At 44.3% G+C, this 16,539-nt stretch carries 13 protein-coding genes and 1 pseudogene; 9 read left to right on the top strand and 5 right to left on the bottom strand.

Annotated features, from left to right (window positions below; all coding sequences use genetic code 11):
* The first annotated feature begins 90 nt into the window (after positions 1 to 90).
* The 3 genes from ACH0AB_RS03660 to ACH0AB_RS03650 all read left to right on the top strand — a co-directional run bounded on the left by ACH0AB_RS03660 (position 91) and on the right by ACH0AB_RS03650 (position 3,193).
* Positions 91 to 1,254 (top strand): metal ABC transporter solute-binding protein, Zn/Mn family, encoded by a 1,164-nt coding sequence (locus ACH0AB_RS03660; RefSeq protein WP_406877212.1) that lies wholly within the window; start codon positions 91 to 93, stop codon positions 1,252 to 1,254.
* Positions 1,255 to 1,456: 202 nt separating this feature from the next.
* Positions 1,457 to 2,251 carry a metal ABC transporter ATP-binding protein gene (locus tag ACH0AB_RS03655; RefSeq protein ID WP_406877211.1) on the top strand — a complete coding sequence of 265 codons (795 nt, stop codon included), beginning with the start codon at positions 1,457 to 1,459 and terminating at the stop codon, positions 2,249 to 2,251.
* 63 nt (positions 2,252 to 2,314) lie between these two features.
* A complete protein-coding gene (locus tag ACH0AB_RS03650) occupies positions 2,315 to 3,193 on the top strand; it encodes a metal ABC transporter permease (protein ID WP_007115351.1) in 879 nt (292 codons plus the stop codon).
* A gap of 83 nt (positions 3,194 to 3,276) precedes the next feature.
* Here ACH0AB_RS03650 and mnmA read toward each other — a convergent pair whose 3' ends face one another.
* On the bottom strand, positions 3,277 to 4,452 hold the full coding sequence (gene mnmA / locus ACH0AB_RS03645) for a tRNA 2-thiouridine(34) synthase MnmA (RefSeq protein ID WP_406877210.1): 1,176 nt from the start codon (positions 4,450 to 4,452) through the stop codon (positions 3,277 to 3,279).
* A 271-nt stretch (positions 4,453 to 4,723) separates the two neighbouring features.
* Between mnmA and ACH0AB_RS03640 the strand changes: the two genes are divergently transcribed.
* Positions 4,724 to 5,836, top strand: coding sequence for a metallophosphoesterase (locus tag ACH0AB_RS03640; protein WP_406877209.1), 1,113 nt, complete (start codon positions 4,724 to 4,726; stop codon positions 5,834 to 5,836).
* Between the two features lie 22 nt (positions 5,837 to 5,858).
* Here the strand turns inward: ACH0AB_RS03640 and ACH0AB_RS03635 are convergent, their stop codons facing one another.
* Positions 5,859 to 6,416, bottom strand: coding sequence for a TetR/AcrR family transcriptional regulator (locus tag ACH0AB_RS03635; RefSeq protein ID WP_060995771.1), 558 nt, complete (start codon positions 6,414 to 6,416; stop codon positions 5,859 to 5,861).
* 499 nt (positions 6,417 to 6,915) lie between these two features.
* Here ACH0AB_RS03635 and ACH0AB_RS03630 point away from each other — a divergent pair, with 499 nt between their 5' ends.
* Entirely contained in the window at positions 6,916 to 8,964 is a 2,049-nt protein-coding gene (locus tag ACH0AB_RS03630) for a potassium transporter Kup (RefSeq protein WP_007115344.1), read from the top strand.
* Between the two features lie 69 nt (positions 8,965 to 9,033).
* Here ACH0AB_RS03630 and xseB read toward each other — a convergent pair whose 3' ends face one another.
* Both xseB and xseA read right to left on the bottom strand, forming a co-directional pair.
* Positions 9,034 to 9,228, bottom strand: a complete 195-nt coding sequence (gene xseB, locus ACH0AB_RS03625; RefSeq protein WP_076776608.1) for an exodeoxyribonuclease VII small subunit — start codon at positions 9,226 to 9,228, stop codon at positions 9,034 to 9,036.
* A gap of 21 nt (positions 9,229 to 9,249) precedes the next feature.
* A complete protein-coding gene (xseA, locus tag ACH0AB_RS03620) occupies positions 9,250 to 10,767 on the bottom strand; it encodes an exodeoxyribonuclease VII large subunit (protein ID WP_406877208.1) in 1,518 nt (505 codons plus the stop codon).
* Between the two features lie 277 nt (positions 10,768 to 11,044).
* Here xseA and ACH0AB_RS03615 point away from each other — a divergent pair, with 277 nt between their 5' ends.
* The 4 genes and pseudogenes from ACH0AB_RS03615 to ACH0AB_RS03600 all read left to right on the top strand — a co-directional run.
* On the top strand, positions 11,045 to 12,193 hold the full coding sequence (locus ACH0AB_RS03615) for a sulfate ABC transporter substrate-binding protein (RefSeq protein WP_406877207.1): 1,149 nt from the start codon (positions 11,045 to 11,047) through the stop codon (positions 12,191 to 12,193).
* Positions 12,194 to 12,426: 233 nt separating this feature from the next.
* Positions 12,427 to 13,338, top strand: coding sequence for a sulfate ABC transporter permease subunit CysT (cysT, locus tag ACH0AB_RS03610; RefSeq protein WP_198001245.1), 912 nt, complete (start codon positions 12,427 to 12,429; stop codon positions 13,336 to 13,338).
* Entirely contained in the window at positions 13,335 to 14,189 is an 855-nt protein-coding gene (gene cysW, locus ACH0AB_RS03605; protein ID WP_076776614.1) for a sulfate ABC transporter permease subunit CysW, read from the top strand. Before cysT ends, cysW begins: the two co-directional genes overlap by 4 nt.
* 41 nt (positions 14,190 to 14,230) lie before the next feature.
* A pseudogene (locus ACH0AB_RS03600) lies at positions 14,231 to 14,941 on the top strand (sulfate/molybdate ABC transporter ATP-binding protein); the annotation flags it as partial.
* A 177-nt stretch (positions 14,942 to 15,118) separates the two neighbouring features.
* Here ACH0AB_RS03600 and sat read toward each other — a convergent pair.
* Positions 15,119 to 16,375, bottom strand: coding sequence for a sulfate adenylyltransferase (gene sat, locus ACH0AB_RS03595; RefSeq protein ID WP_406877206.1), 1,257 nt, complete (start codon positions 16,373 to 16,375; stop codon positions 15,119 to 15,121).
* Positions 16,376 to 16,539 lie beyond the last annotated feature (164 nt).

The raw sequence follows: 16,539 nt of genomic DNA, 5'->3' as shown, positions 1-16,539 counted from the left end.
GCATAAATCATTGAGCTATCTTGAGAACACCATTAAAATGTTATAATATAACATTTTTACTATTTTCAATACTTGATTGGGCGACCCAGCATGATAAACGCATTGATTAACAAATATGCTTTTTTTAGCCGACCTTTTTTGCTACTAAGGCTACTAAAAAACCCCACGATTGCAGGGGTAACATTGACGATGAGCCTATTGGGAGGATTAACAGGCTGCCAAAAACAAACTGACAATCAATCCACCTCAAATCAATCAGCCTCAAAGCAATCCGCATCAAATAGCTCAGCTACAACAGTCTCATCAAACACCGTTATTAATACCCAATTACCCACCGTTTATGCCACTACCAATGTGTGGGGTTCGGTGGCTAAAGCGGTCGGGGGGGATAAAGTCAATGTGATTGTGGGGGTCGATGATTTATCACAAGATCCGCATGATTATCAAGCCACAGCGACCGACAAGCTTAATATCACTAAGTCCGCTATCATGCTGGTCAACGGTGGCGGGTATGATGATTGGGGTATGAGCTTAGCTGAGTCGGTGAGTCACAAACCTGTGGTGATTAATGCGGTGGCACTTTCAGGACTGTCGCCTAACACGGACAATGCGGCAGATGAGTCTACCGGTGAACAACACCAACACGAAATAAAGACCGCTGATCCGCAACCATATGATCATCCTCACGTGCCCAGTGCAGGGCATAGCGAAGTACATACTCACTCGCACGGTGACTTCAATGAGCACGTGTTTTTCTCCCTTGATACAGCAAAAAAAGTGGCTGAAGCGGTCAACAAGCAATTGGCGGCAACATCACCTGCCAATCAAGCAATTTATGCAAAAAATACCCAACAATTTATCCAGCAAATTGATGCGCTTAAAGTCAAAGCCAAACAAATCGGACAGCAAAAAGCCATCACTGCCTTTGCTACTGAGCCTGTCATTGGGTATTTGCTAGCCGATATGGGCATCAAGAATGTAACGCCAAAAGCCTATGTCGTGCAATCAGAGACGGATGCAGGGGTGTCGGTCAAAGTGCTCAATGACAGCAAAAGCCTGCTGAGCAATAAACAAGTCGGCTTGTTGGTGGTCAATGCCCAGACCGAGGATGCTACCTCAAAGCAACTCATCACATTAGCGAAGGCGTCAACAGTCCCAGTTGTGGCGGTCTATGAAACCCTGCCCGATGGCGTGACAAGCTATACGCAATTTATTGAAAAAACCCTGGATGATTTTGCGGCAGCGACGCGCTAATTTTAACTAGCCTGAAAATTTTAGATTACCCATTAACGCATTTGAGTAAAAATTTGCGTTAATGGGTATAGTGTTGACTGGTTATCCCTTATAATGCGTAATTTTTAGCCCAGATTTTTTGCAATGTGATATTGCCAATCAACCATCCTTGCCTTTAGGATCTTGTCGTTAATCTTGCTGTTAGGATGAAGAAGTAGCCACCATGCCCATGTCAACCACCAAAATAGCCAATAGCGAGCGGCAGTTTGCGCAGGCCATTCATTGCCAATCGTTTGTCAAACTGCCCCAATCACAGCAAGTCGTTTTGCAAGTCAAAGATGGCAGTATGCACTTTGGACAACGTCTGCTATGGCAGGATGTCAATTTTTCGATTTTATCAGGTGAATTTGTGGCATTGCTCGGCGCCAACGGTACAGGCAAGACCACACTGCTGCGAAGTTTACTCAAACTTGTGCCACTATCCAGTGGTTCAATCACGCTTGGCAAAGATATTCGAGTGGGTTATGTGCCTCAGCTCAAAGACTTTGCGCCAAAACTACCGATTCGGGGTAGGGACTTGGTACAGCTAGGGCTGGATGGGGAAAATTATCTGTTTGGTCTGTTTAGCCCCAAAAAAACCTTGGGTGGTTTTTGGCAGACGGCAAAACAAAAAAAATATTTGGTGGATAAAGCCATTGCGGAAGTCGGCGGTGAGTCATTTTGTGATGCACCGCTTACCATGCTCTCGGGTGGTGAGCAGCAGCGCATGCGTATCGCCCAAGCCTTGGTCGCTGAGCCTGATGTTTTGTTGATGGATGAGCCGCTACTGAGCCTTGATGTGGCAAGCCAGTATGTGGTCAGTGATATTTTAGCCCATCGCAAACAAGCACATCATACCGCGATTTTGATGATTAGCCATGAACTCGAACCAATTATACCTTTGGTAGATAAAGTGCTGCGCCTTGAAAATGCGACTGCCAACCTCGGTGGTGTCGACTTAATCAGACGATTTCGCTAATTTATTTGCTTCAATCAAAAACAAGCCATCACATTCGATGGTTTTTTAACTTTTGGAATTTACATGCTGCTCACGACTTGGCTACATACCATCATCAATTTTGATAACTTTGCTGAGCTGTTGCCCTTGGTATCAACGTCCATCGTGGCCGCGGTATTGCTGGGTGTGATGGCGGGATTCATTGGACCGATGGTACAGGCACGGGATATGGCGTTTGCCGTGCATGGGACAGCAGAGCTGTCGTTTGCAGGGGCGGCGTGTGCCTTATGGTTAGGGTCTTCAGTCACCCTAGGCGCCGTGATTGGGGCGGTGACGGCTGGCATGGTGCTGGGGGTCATGGGGATTGATGGCAAAAACCGCAATTCAGTGGTGGGTATTTTGTTGCCATTCGGGCTTGGGCTGGGGGTGTTGTTTTTATCCTTGTATCAAGGGCGCTCCTCCAATAAATTTGGCTTATTAACCGGGCAGATTGTTGCAATCACGCCCGCTGAATTGCAGTCAATGTTAGTGGTCGCGGTGATTGTACTGTCAATCATTGCTATATTTGGTCAGCGCATGTTATTTGCCGCAGTCGACCCGCAAGTTGCCCAAGCGCAGCATTTAAATTTAACATTTTTATCTTTGCTGTTTATGTTTGCGCTGAGTCTTGTGGTGGCGGTGAGTGTGCAGTTTGTCGGTGCATTGCTGTTATTATCGTTACTCATCACGCCTGCCGCAGCGGCGAGTCAAGTGACGGCTAGACCTATCTATGTCTATTTGTTGTCCATGCTGTTTGCTATCATCGCTGGGGTCGGCGGGATATTACTATCGTTAGGACCTGGGCTGCCGATTTCACCTTATATCACTACCATTTCATTTGTGATTTATTTAAGCTGCTGGGGAATTGGCTACCTACGAAAAAAAGCGGGGTGGAACAAACGCCTAGCCGCAAACTTTTCTTAATCAATAGGGTATAAAAAAAGCGCAAATGATATCAATTTGCGCTGTTTGTGTCTTACTGTGTATTAAACTTTAAACTTTAAACTTTAAACTTCAGCTAGGCTAGTAGGGGCATCGATGGTTTCAATCACGCCACCGCCTAAACAGATGTCATCTTGATAAAACACACAAGACTGACCGGGCGTCACCGCACGCTGTGGCTCGTCAAACACCACTTTTATAGTGTCGCCCGTTTCATCAAGGGCAAAAACTGTACAGGCTTGATCGGGCTGACGATAGCGCGTTTTGGCGGTACAGCGATAACCTTGGGCAGTAAACAGTTGGGTGGGTGCATCAACCACCCAGTCAAGCTTATAGCCAGTCAATTCAGTGGATTGTAACATCGGATGGTCATGCCCTTGACCGACAATCAGGCGATTATTATCCAAGTCTTTGTGCAACACAAACCAAGGCGCCTCATCTCTATCTTTGACCCCACCAATACCAATACCGCCACGTTGACCGAGTGTGTAATACATTAAGCCATCATGGGTGCCGATTTTTTTGCCATCATCGGTATAGATATCGCCCTTTTGAGCGGGCAAATACTGCTGTAAAAAGTCTTTAAAGCGTCGCTCGCCGATAAAACAAATACCCGTAGAATCTTTTTTCTTCGCTGTTGCTAAATCATATTGCTCGGCGATACGGCGTACTTCAGGTTTTTCTAACTCACCCACAGGGAACAAGGTTTTGGCGATTTTATCGCCTGCCACCGCGTGTAGAAAATAGCTTTGGTCTTTATTGTTATCAAGTCCGCGTAGCAGTGGCGCTTTGCCATTTTCATCGCTAAAACCGCGGCGTGCATAGTGACCGGTGGCAATATAATCCGCCCCCAAGGTTAGCGCATAATCCAAAAAGGCTTTAAACTTGACTTCTTTGTTGCATAAAATATCAGGATTTGGGGTGCGACCTGCGCTATATTCCGCCAAAAAATGCTCAAATACGCGATCCCAATATTCCATGGCAAAGTTGGCGGTATGCAGTTTAATACCGATTTTGTCGGCGACCGCTTGCGCGTCGGCAAGGTCAGTCATGGCGGTACAATATTCGGTACCGTCATCTTCTTCCCAGTTTTTCATAAACAAGCCTTCAACGTCAAAGCCCGCTTGTTTGAGCAAAACGGCGGTGACAGAAGAATCAACGCCCCCTGACATCCCCACAATGACGCGGGTTTGGGCAGGTTTGGCAATATCAGATAAATTAACAGCAGTTGAATAAGTCATAATGTTTAAAAGTGCCAAAAGGGTTATTATAGCAAATTTATTGCTTGTTAAAAATCAATAAACCTGCCACAATACCGTTATCGGATGAGCCGATATCGAAAAAACCCAACTTATTCTCGTAAGTTGGGTTTTTTAATGCGCAAATTATATTAATTGATTTTTTCAAATTCACTGATTGGCTTTAATAGATAAAGAATATATAAAGCGACATTGTAAATTCACAAACATTCTTTATATAACCTTTACTTATGATAAAAAATTTGGGGCTGGTATGCGTTGGATATTTCTGACCGTCATTGTATTGTTGTTTGAATTGTTTACTTATGGCGCGGGGCGGGGGCTGCAGTGGTGGGCAGGGTCTTGGTTATCCGATCGCTCTTCTCGCTATTTGATGATTAGTCTATTTGTGATAAGTAATGCGTTATTGGTATTTGGCATCGCACGATTGACGAGCTTTGGGCTTAAGCTGTCTATGACTTGGCTGACTATTTTGTGGTTTGTCATCATGTCGATGGTGGCGGTGGGCATTATCAATTTGGTGTTGATGAAAGTTGCCCCGCAATTTTTTAATGCCGTGAGTTATCAAATTTACGGGGAACGCATTTTGTTGCCGCTGGTGTTTTTTGGCATGGTGTTGATGGGTATTTATAATGCTTATACACCCACCATTCGTCATATCACCTTGACTGCCAATCAGCCACTTGCTAAACCTATTCGGATTGGGATGGTTTCAGACCTGCATTTGGGTCTAATGGTCGGTGAGCGGCAAATTAACCGATTAACCGATATTGTAAAAGCACAGAACGTGCAACTGCTGCTCATGCCTGGCGATATCATGGATGATAATGTTGATTATTATACCTCGCAAAATATGCAGCCCGCGCTGCAACAACTAGCAAGAGCAGTGCCAATGGGCGCGTATGCCACACTAGGTAATCATGACATGTATGGGCATGAAGGCGAGATTCGCGATGCGATCCAAAAAGCCAATATTACCTTATTGGCAGATGACAAAGTGTTGGTTGATAATCAGTTTTGGTTGGTAGGACGACTGGATAATCATGCCAGTTATCGTAAAGCGACCAAGGACTTAATACCGTCAAATACGGATAAGCCGATAATTTTACTTGACCATGAGCCCAATGAGATTGAACAAAACGTACAATTACCGATTGATTTGCAAGTGTCTGGACATACCCATAATGGGCAAATATTTCCTGCCAATTTCATTGTCAAATTCTTAAATCGTTTGGGTTACGGCTATGAACGTATCAACAATACCGATGTGATTGTAAGCTCGGGTTATGGTTTTTGGGGTGTGCCATTTCGGCTGGGCTCGCAAGCGGAGCTTTGGGTGATTGATTTAGTCGGTAAAAAATCCTAAATACGATTATTGCCATAAGAGATTACTGTATAGACACTGTCTGCATCATCAGTTGTATGTTGCTACGAATATCCTCGAGTGATATGTGGTGGTCTTGCTGCAGACAGTAACTTAAATTATTTAATATAATCCCTGCATACGTATGCCCTTGAAACTCCAAGTCGCCTGGGCGTCCATGACGCTTAGCATGCTCAATATAATTTTGTTTGATTAACGCATACATATCATCATATAAATGGATATTTGGGGTTTTGATTTGCCAAAAAGCCAGTATGCGTTGTTTTTGCGCGTGAATAAACGCCCAAAATTGTTCCAAACACATCAGTAAATTTTCTTGACTGGCGACACTAAAGCGTTCAGTTAAAAACTTCTCATACACTTGGCGAAAATTACTCACCATTTTCTCCGCCAGCGCCTCTTTACTGGCATAATGACGATAAAAGGTTGAGCGATTAATCGCTGCAGTATCTAAAATATCTTGGACCGTGATGGCGCGGTAAGGTTTCTGCTGCAGTAATGCCAGAAAAGCTTGCTCGATATGTTGTTCAGTCTTAATGACCCGTAAATCATTTTCGTTCATCGCTTTTTGGTATCCTTACGCTCTTCATCTTACGCTTTATGTCTTACCCTTTAAATTTTAGCAATCGCATGAATTGCGCAAAATTTTTATAATAAACAACATTATCTACCTAACTGTATTCTTATGCAACATTTATGTTTTATTTGATGCTTGATGGCTGTTTAGGATAGTTTTATATTGCCACCCGTTAAGCATATTAAATTACATAATCGAGCTATTTTCTAGCATAAATCCGTCTGCCTGCCGTCAGATTTTTTAGATTTTGCCACTCAAGTTTAGCGATAAGGACGAAAAAATGGCTGAAGCCACGCTGACTGGGGTTGAAAATATTCTGCTAATAGACATAATGTCTAGGCAAAGCAAACGCAGTTTAATTTCAACCTGATAAAATGTTACTATCGTCAAGTACATAGATAACTTTGGTTACAAAATATAATTTAACCGCAATTTTATAATTCGACTTATAATAATCCATCTTATCAAATTGCGTCGTTAATTTATGAGTAAAGCACATGCTAAAACCTCGGTTCCTGCACTGACATTAGGGGCAATCGGGGTCGTTTATGGCGATATCGGTACCAGTGTACTGTATTCAGTAAAAGAAGTTTTTAATTCTGGTCATGTCGCCTTTAATGTTGCCAATATCTATGGGGTGCTGTCATTATTTGTATGGACTATCACCATCATCGTCAGTCTCAAGTACATCTCGTTGGTGCTACGCGCCGACAATAAAGGGGAAGGTGGTCTGATTGCGATGCTCGCTTTGGCATCAAGCGCGGTGAAACATCGCCCAAAATTGCACGCAATCATCATGACCATGGGGATATTTGGTACTTGCTTGTTTTATGGCGATGGGGTGATTACCCCATCCATCTCAGTGCTGTCGGCAGTAGAAGGTTTGACGGTGGTATCGCCACGGCTGCATAGTGTGGTAATTCCTGCCACGCTGACCATTTTGTTCCTGTTATTTTTTGTGCAAAAATTTGGTACCAAAGGTATCGGCAAGCTGTTTGGACCTGTGATGGTGCTATGGTTTTTGTTGATTGCTGGCATTGGGGTTTATCATATTCAGCACAATGTCGAAATATTACAAGCCATCAATCCCATCTATGCTTATCAGTTTGTGATGACCAATCCGACACTCGCCTTTATCATATTGGGGGCAGTTGTGTTGTGTGTGACAGGCGGTGAAGCCTTGTATGCCGATATGGGGCATTTTGGCAAAAAACCGATTCGTATCGCGTGGTTTTCCATTGTCATGCCCGCCTTGCTGCTCAATTATTTTGGTCAAGGCGCATTTTTACTCGCCAATCCCGATGGCAAATCCAATCCCTTCTTTTTGATGATTCCAGATGCCATGCGTATCCCGATGGTGGTGATGGCAACCTTAGCGACGGTGATTGCGTCACAAGCGCTGATTTCTGGGGCGTTTAGTATCACTAAACAAGCGGTGCAACTTGGCTTTTTACCGCGTATGCGTATTGTGTATACCAATGTCAAAGAAGTGGGTCAGATTTATATTCCAGCGATTAACTGGGGCTTATTTATCGCCATTGCGTTTGCTGTGGTGATGTTCAAATCATCGGGTGCATTAGCGGCAGCTTATGGTATTGCGGTTTGTACGGATATGCTAATTACCACGATATTGACCTTCTTTGTGATTCGCTATGCGTGGAAATACCCATTGCTACTGTGTATTGCCGCGACCTCATTGTTCTTTGTGGTGGATTTCTTGTTTTGGGCGTCAAATCTGCTGAAGCTCCTCAAAGGCGGCTGGTTCCCATTGTTGTTAGGGGGCGTCATGTTTGTGTTAATGATGACTTGGCGAGATGGGCGTAACTTGGTGAGAATTGCCCATACCACAAGACAAATTAACTTAAAAAATTTCTTGGATGACTTGTTTGGTAGTTTTACCAATAAACGCTTACAAATAGCTTTGGAGTCGACGCAAGGCAAATTAGAAAAGCTGACCCAAGATATTGAAAACGCGCCACTTGAGAATATCCAAGAGCTGCAAAATCAGCAAGCGGTACTGCAAGAGAAAATCTTAATCAACCAGCGCTGCCAAGTGCTGTTTGAAAATATCAAAAAAATCAAAGGCATTGCTGTATTTATGGTCTCTGAAGTCGATATCGTACCCGTGGCGTTGAAACAAAACTTAAAGCACAATAAATGCTTGCATGAGTACAATATCTTTGTCACCGTTAATACCTTAGAAACCCCTTGGGTGGGTCTTAGCAAACGTAGTGAAGTGACCTATTTGGGACACAATTGCTGGAAGGTGGTGCTCAATTTTGGCTTTAAAAATGACCCTGATGTGCCAGACTCACTCAAACACATTCAGCAATTTAACTTTGATTTCGATCCTGCCAAGGTGAGTTATTTCTTATCCCATGAGGCGGTGGTGGCATCTGAGAGTATTAAAGGTATGGCGTTATGGCGTGAAAAATTGTTTGCCCATATGCACCGTAATGCCGGCACCGCGGCTGAGTTTCTAAAACTTCCTAGCAACAATGTGGTAGAAATGGGTGCCAAAGTAGAAATTTAAATGCCCAACTAAAAAGCCATTATCCTTCGATAGTGGCTTTTTTATTTTGCTTTTCTGCTTGATTGTGACTTAGTCTGTTTCAAATGCTTGATTAAGCGAGGCTTCGACGGCATCAATTCGCGCTTGGCATACTTTATAGGCGTCAATGGACTCCGCTACAATGGTCATCAGTGCGTCGATGTTGGGTTCTTGGCTATTTTGCAAGCGCTGTGCATTTGTTTTTAACACCTCATAGGCGCTTTTAAAATCGGTTGGCTCGGTCATGGTTATTCCTTGATGGATAGGTCAGTTTTTTGATTGTTTGGCATTGACGGTGGCTTGTAGATAGCCATCTTGTAGTTCAATGGTTATGGTTGAATTGGGTTCAACTTGGGCAATCGAAGTCATCACCGTATTTGATGCAGGATGCGAGGTTCTGATAATCGCATAGCCACGGGTTAATACAGTTGACGGATGCTGTAACAATGTCATCTCACGCAGTCGATCGGTCGATTGACGAGCCGTTGTGATTTGTTGATAGGCAAGCTGGCGAATCTGTACAAATTGGTTGTCCATGGCAAGTTTAGCGGCAGATAATTGTCGCTGCGCTGCCGATTGTATCTTGGTAAGTTGTTGTTCGCTATCACGGCGTGCCTGCAAGATGCTAGATTTAGCAATTTGCTCGATGGTCAAAAAATGTTGTTTGGCACCTTGGGTAATAGTGAGCAAATGATTGCGAATACCTGCGATAACCTTCGATGGGGTATCAAAACTTTGATGTGCCACTTCATCTAGCATGACACGGTCACGCTCATGACCAATGCCAACCCATACCGGTATCGGCTGCTCTGCCACCAGCGCGGCAAGTTCGTAATCATTGAGATAGGCCAAATCGCCCACCGCGCCACCACCCCGGATAATCACTATCAAATCTGCGGTAATATGCTGCTTGCTCAGATTTTTCATGCCTTTAATGATGGCTTGGCGGATGTCTTCAGGGGCGTGATTGCCTTGAAAAGTGGCGTGCTCATAATGAAAAATACACGCCCCTGTGCTAGCGAGCCTGTCGGCATCCGCGCGAAAATCGCCTAGCCCTGCAGCTTTTTCAGGCGCGATGACTAGCACATGCTCAATATCAAACGGCATGGGGAGCGATTTATTGAGATCGAGCAGCCTTTCTTCATGCAGTCTGGTTAAAATCATTTGGTATTGCTTTGCCAAATCGCCCAGTGTGTAGGTGGGGTCGATATCGACGATGTTTAGCGAAAAGCCATATTGGGCATGGAACGTGGCTGAGACTTTGAGCAATACATTCAAGCCTCGCTCAAGGCTCATGCCAGTGTTTTTTTCAAACTTTGACAGTACTTTGGCTGCTTGACCGCGCCATAGCGTGCCGCGGCAGCTGGCGGTGACTTTGCCATCAATATCTTTATCCGCCAATTCAAAATAATAGTGACCGCCTTTGGCTGACAGACTACGGATTTCAGCTTTTACCCAAACGGTATGGGCAAACGTTTCACTAATCACCAACTGCACAGCGGATAGATAATCACTCAGTGACAATACAGTATCGCTTAACGCCTGTTGCAGTTGGCTATCGCGATCTTGAATGGCTAATTGTTCGCTAAAGTCACAATCGCTTAAGTTATCAACGCTTAAGTTATCAACACTGCCACGCTTTGCAGTTGCTTTATTATCAGGCTCACTATCGTCAAGCAGCGCCAAAAATACGTCATCAGCCTGATTTAATGAGGTGGTTTGCAAATCCAGTCGTGCGAGCTGTTCTTCAATTGATTTGATAACAGTTTTGGAAGCTTTTGCCATGGAGAATTCTTGATAATTAAAAATAAAATTGTAGGGGAAAATGATAACGCTGACAACGTGACATTTGTGATTTAGGTGTGATGCAAATGGGATTCAGTTTGCTCAATCTTTAATTTTAAATATTACATTATATTTTATGATGTAATATTCAGAAGTGGAATATGGATAAAGAATAATATTGTTTTTGCTTGACGACGCTTTTTTTGTAAAATAGTATGAATGAATTTAACATTTAACATTATATATTGATTTTTATACATTGAGATGAGGGGTGACCATGATGACTATTAATTTTCAAAAAAAAACTAAGGTTCAACACAAAACCGTAGCCGTGCTATCAAGTCTAGCGTTATTAGGCGTGAGTCTAGCGGGCTGTTCACGTGCGCCCACCCAGCAAGACCAACAAGCCGCTTCAGGTCAAGCCGCTACGCAATCAAATGCAGGCGCGAGCGATAAAGGCGGTATTAAACTGCTCAATGTCTCCTATGACGTCGCTCGTGACTTTTATAAAAGCTACAATCCAATGTTTATCAAAGACTATGAAGCAAAAAATAGCGGCAAAACCATCGATATTCAGCAATCGCATGGTGGCTCTAGTAAACAAGCGTTAGCAGTGGCCAACGGTCTGCAAGCGGACGTAGTGAGTATGAATCAAGGCTCAGATGTAGAGCTGTTGGTGAAAAAAGGCTTGGTAGCGCAAGATTGGCAAAGCCAATTCCCAAATAAAGCAGTACCCTATACCAGTGCCATCGTGTTTTTGGTGCGTAAAGACAACCCAAAACAAATCAAAGACTGGTCTGATTTGGCAAAACCAGGTGTACAAATCGTACTTGCCAACCCAAAAACCACGGGTAATGGGCGCTATGCCTTCTTAGGCGCGTATGGCTACGGCTTACATAGTTTTAATAAAGATGAAAGTAAAACCAAAAGCTTTGTCAAAGAGTTGCTCAAAAACGTGCCGGTGTATGAAAATGGTGGGCGTGCGGCGACTACGACGTTCTTACAACGTCAAATTGGCGATGTGTTAGTCACCTTTGAGAATGAAGCCAATCTCGCGGTCAAACAGTTTGGTAAAGGCGATGTGCAAATCGTCTATCCAAGCTATACCATATCAGCAGAAAACCCCGTGGCGATTGTCAAATCAGTGACCGATAAAAAAGGCACCAACGACGCAGCGAAAGCCTATCTTGATTATTTATGGAGTGAGCCTGCCCAGCAATTGGCGGCAGATTTATACCTGCGCCCAAGTGATGCAGCGGTACTGGCTAAAAATCAAGATAAATTACCCGCGCTTACCACCTTTAGCCCCAATGCCGAATTTGGTAGCTGGACGGATATCATGACCAAATACTTCAAAGATGGGGGAGTCTTTGACCAACTAGCCAGCCCAACGAGCACCATAGCATCGGCACCTGCGGCAAAATAGTTCGCTGTTTTTACCTCACAAAACCAGAGTTCGGCTCTGGTTTTTTATTCTAGCTAAGAATATTTAAAGCGCATAAATATAGTTTGGAAAATCAAAGTGAGATGGTACTATAGCCGTGCTTAAGATTTTGGATACAGAGCTTTTTGTATCTTTATTTTTGAATTTTTATTTTTGTATGTTTATTATTTTAAATTCTCACGTTGCCTACCGATTATTAGTAAAGGAAGCCCTGCATGGCAAGCATCAATGCTAACCATCAAGCCGATTTAACATCAAACAATCAGCCTAAAACACCCAACTCACCCTTAAAACGCAATAAAAAGCGCCATATCATGCCGTTTTTTAATTTGAGTTTGGGCATCAGTGTATTGGCATTATCGATTATCGTGCTGTTGCCATTTGTGGCAATGGTAATGACGACCGCCGATATTGGCGTGGCAGGGTTTATTAAAACCATTGCCGAGCCGCGCGTCAAGGCCGCGATTGAACTGTCGCTAAAAATGTCATTGCTAGCGACATTGACCAATTTGGTATTTGGTACGCTGATTGCATGGGTATTGGTGCGCTATGAGTTTTGGGGAAAGTCGATTTTAAATGCGCTGGTGGATTTGCCGTTTGCTTTGCCAACGGCGGTAATGGGTATTTCGCTAGCAACCTTATATGCACCCAATGGTTTAATCGGGCAGTTTTTTGCGCCATTCGGCATTAAAATCGCTTTTACTCCCATTGGTATTTGGTTGGCGCTGATTGTGGTGAGTTTGCCGTTTATTGTGCGTGCGGTGCAACCTGTGCTTGCGGAGCTGTCGCCAGAATATGAGGAGGCGGCATCGGTGCTGGGCGCTGGGAGATTGACAACTTTTAGGCGGGTCATCTTGCCAGAGTTGTATCCTGCCTTGCTGATGGGCTCAGGCATGATGTTTGCGCGGGCGACGGGGGAGTATGGCTCGGTGATTTTTATTGCGGGTAATTTACCGATGAAATCTGAGATTTTACCGTTAATCATTATTGGTAAGCTTGAAAGCTTTGATGTGCAAGGGGCTGCTGCGGTTGCTTTATTTATGTTGATGATTTCGTTTGTGATTTTATTTGCCATTAATGCCTTACAATGGCTGTTTACCAAACGTATGGGCGGGGCAAGTGTATGATAGACAGTAGCCAATATCCTTACCAAACCCAAGCCGCAACCCGTGAGCCGAAATGGCTACGTTATACCTTAATTGGTATTGCGGTGGCGTTTATGACGCTGATGCTAGTGATTCCGCTGATATCGGTGTTTTATGAAGCCTTAAAATCTGGCTGGCAGTTGTATGTGGCTGCCTTGACAGATCACGAGGCATTATCGGCCATTAAGCTTACCTTGATTACGGCGCTGATTGTGGTGCCGATTAATACGGTGATTGGGATTGCATTGGCCTGGCTATTGACCCGATTTGATTTTAAAGGTAAACAATTCCTCACCACGCTGCTAGATTTGCCATTTTCGGTGTCGCCGGTGGTCGCAGGCTTGATGTTTGTGGCACTACTGGGCGCCAATACTTGGCTTGGCGGCTGGCTAGAATACTTTGGTTTTCAGGTGATTTTTGCCATTCCCGGTATCGTGCTTGCCACCATGTTTGTGACTTTTCCATTCGTGGCGCGTGAAGTGATTCCGCTGATGCAGTCGCAGGGCAGCAGTGAAGAGCAAGCGGCATTAACACTCGGCGCGTCAGGCTGGCAAATGTTTTGGCGGGTAACGCTGCCTAATATCAAATGGGCATTGCTATACGGTATTATTTTGACCAATGCCCGTGCGATGGGTGAGTTTGGCGCGGTGAGTGTGGTCTCAGGTCATATCCGCGGTGAAACCAATACCATGCCGCTATTGGTTGAGATTGCCTACAATGAATACAACATGACGGCGGCGTTTGCGTTGTCGAGTTTGTTGGCGTTGTTGGCGCTCGTTACCTTAATCGTGCAGCAGGCGTTGACTAAACGTCAGTCTGCCAATGATGAATAACATTGATGAAATTTAAAAAGTAAAAAAGTTAAGAGAATACCATGAGTATCGAAATCCGTGATATCACCAAACAGTTTGGTCGCTTTACTGCACTACAACCGATTAATTTAACCGTACCGACGGGCAAATTAACCTCGCTCTTGGGACCTTCAGGCTGTGGTAAAACAACCTTACTGCGCATCATCGCAGGGCTTGAGCTTGCCGATACGGGGCGTATTTTGTTTGATGGTGAAGATGTGACCGATGTGCCTGTGCAGCAGCGTAATATCGGCTTTATGTTTCAGCATTATGCGTTATTTCGCCACATGACCGTGTTTGATAACGTGGCGTTTGGCTTGACCGTCATGCCAAAAAACAAACGCCTAAGCAACGCGGAAATCAGCAAAAAGGTCAATCATCTGCTGGAGCTCGTGCAACTATCCCAAACCGCAAAAAAATACCCGCATCAACTCTCAGGCGGTCAGCGTCAGCGTATCGCATTGGCGCGTGCGTTGGCGGTAGAGCCAAAGCTGTTGTTACTCGATGAGCCATTTGGCGCACTCGATGCCAAAGTGCGTAAAGAATTACGCGCTTGGCTGCGCTCAATTCATCATGAGCTCGGTGTCACCAGTATTTTAGTGACCCATGACCAAGAAGAAGCGGCAGAATTATCCGATGAAATTGTGGTGATGAACCAAGGTCAAATCGTGCAAATTGGTGATTATGAGACGCTAGTCAATCATCCCTCGAGTCATTTTGTTGCCAATTTTCTGCAAGATTCGCATGTCGAATATGTGATTTAGCCTAGTTAAATTTAGCTTAGTTAAGCAATAAAAAAAGAAGCCGCGTGCTTCTTTTTTTTGCTAATTTTTTTGCTAAAGGCTGGATAAAAAAAAGGGTATTATGACATACCCTTTTAATCGATTGATAAGCGTTAAACCGCGCAATAGTTATTTTGCAGAGTGCCCTGTTAGCTCAACTTTATGTTTTTGATGATCTTCTAAGCCTTCATAGTAGTTACGAAGTACCGCTAACACTTCTGGACGGCTGAAGTTATCAGGCACGTCTTCTCCTTCAGATAAGGCTTTACGCAATTTGGTACCTGAGACTTTGACATGATGGCTGGCATCGTGTGGGCAAGTTTTGGTCGATGCCATCGAGTCACAAGCGTCACACCAGAATGTCCAGTCAATTTTTAACGGTTGAGTGATTAAATCATTCGGTTTAAGTGTATCAAAAATATGCTGCGCATCAAACGCGCCATAGTAATCACCCACGCCCGCATGGTCACGACCGACAATCAAATGGCTACAGCCGTAGTTTTGACGGAACAAGGCATGTAGTAATGCTTCACGCGGACCTGCATAGCGCATATCCAGTGGATAGCCTGCTTGGATGACGGTGTCTTTACGGAAGTAATGGTCGATTAATGTACCAATGGCTTCTTGGCGGACGTCCGCAGGAATATCCCCAGGTTTTAATGTGCCAAGCAATGAATGAATGAGTACGCCATCACAGATTTCAATGGCGATTTTGGCAAGGTATTCATGTGAGCGGTGCATCGGGTTACGGGTTTGGAAAGCAGCGACGGTTTTCCAGCCATTTTGAGTAAAGATGTCACGGGTTTGTGCCGGAGTGAGGTAGATATCACCATATTTGCTCGGGAATTCGCCTTCGCTTAACACCACCACATCGCCAGCTAGATTGACATCACCTTGTGCCATTACCATGGCAACGCCGGGATGCTCAATTTCTGTGGTGCCAAAGACGGTTTGGCATTCGTGCGCTTTATCAATGCGGTATTTTTCGCTTAAGGTCAAAATCCCCATGATTTCACCTTGGTATTCCAGCGCAATGTCATCACCTGGGTTTAGCGTATCGGCAGTGGCAGTATCGGTCGATAGGGTAATAGGAATGGGCCAAAATACGCCCGCATTGTCGCCAGTGGTTAAATGCATATTGTCACATACGCTTTGCCAGTCTGCTTGGTTCATAAAACCATCTAGCGGGGTAAAGCCGCCAATACCGAGCATAATCAAATCACCGGCTTCACGGGAGCTGATTTGGATTTTTGGGAGATTTTTGGCTTTTTGCTGGGCAGCGGTTAGCGCATCGCCTTTAAGTAATTTTTCTTTTAATGTGTCACTACCGTGCGGTGGTACTAGTTGGCTTAGAGAATGGAGAGTTGAAGTGGCGCTTTGGCTCATCGGATTTCCTATATTAGCGGGTCAAAATTAACGTGTCAAAAAAACAGACGGTTCAAAAAAATTAAGGTAGCGTATAATAGAATATTACGGTTCGCAATAATAAATGCAGTAACTCGATATATTTATGTAAAAATGGAATTTACTAAAAACCCCTTGGGCATTTA

Source organism: Moraxella sp. 179-F 1C4 NHS, assembly GCF_045370505.1.
GTDB lineage: Bacteria > Pseudomonadota > Gammaproteobacteria > Pseudomonadales > Moraxellaceae > Faucicola > Faucicola tetraodonis.
The sequence above is the reverse complement of the archived record's forward strand: the minus strand, read 5'-3'. Positions and strand labels throughout refer to the sequence as shown.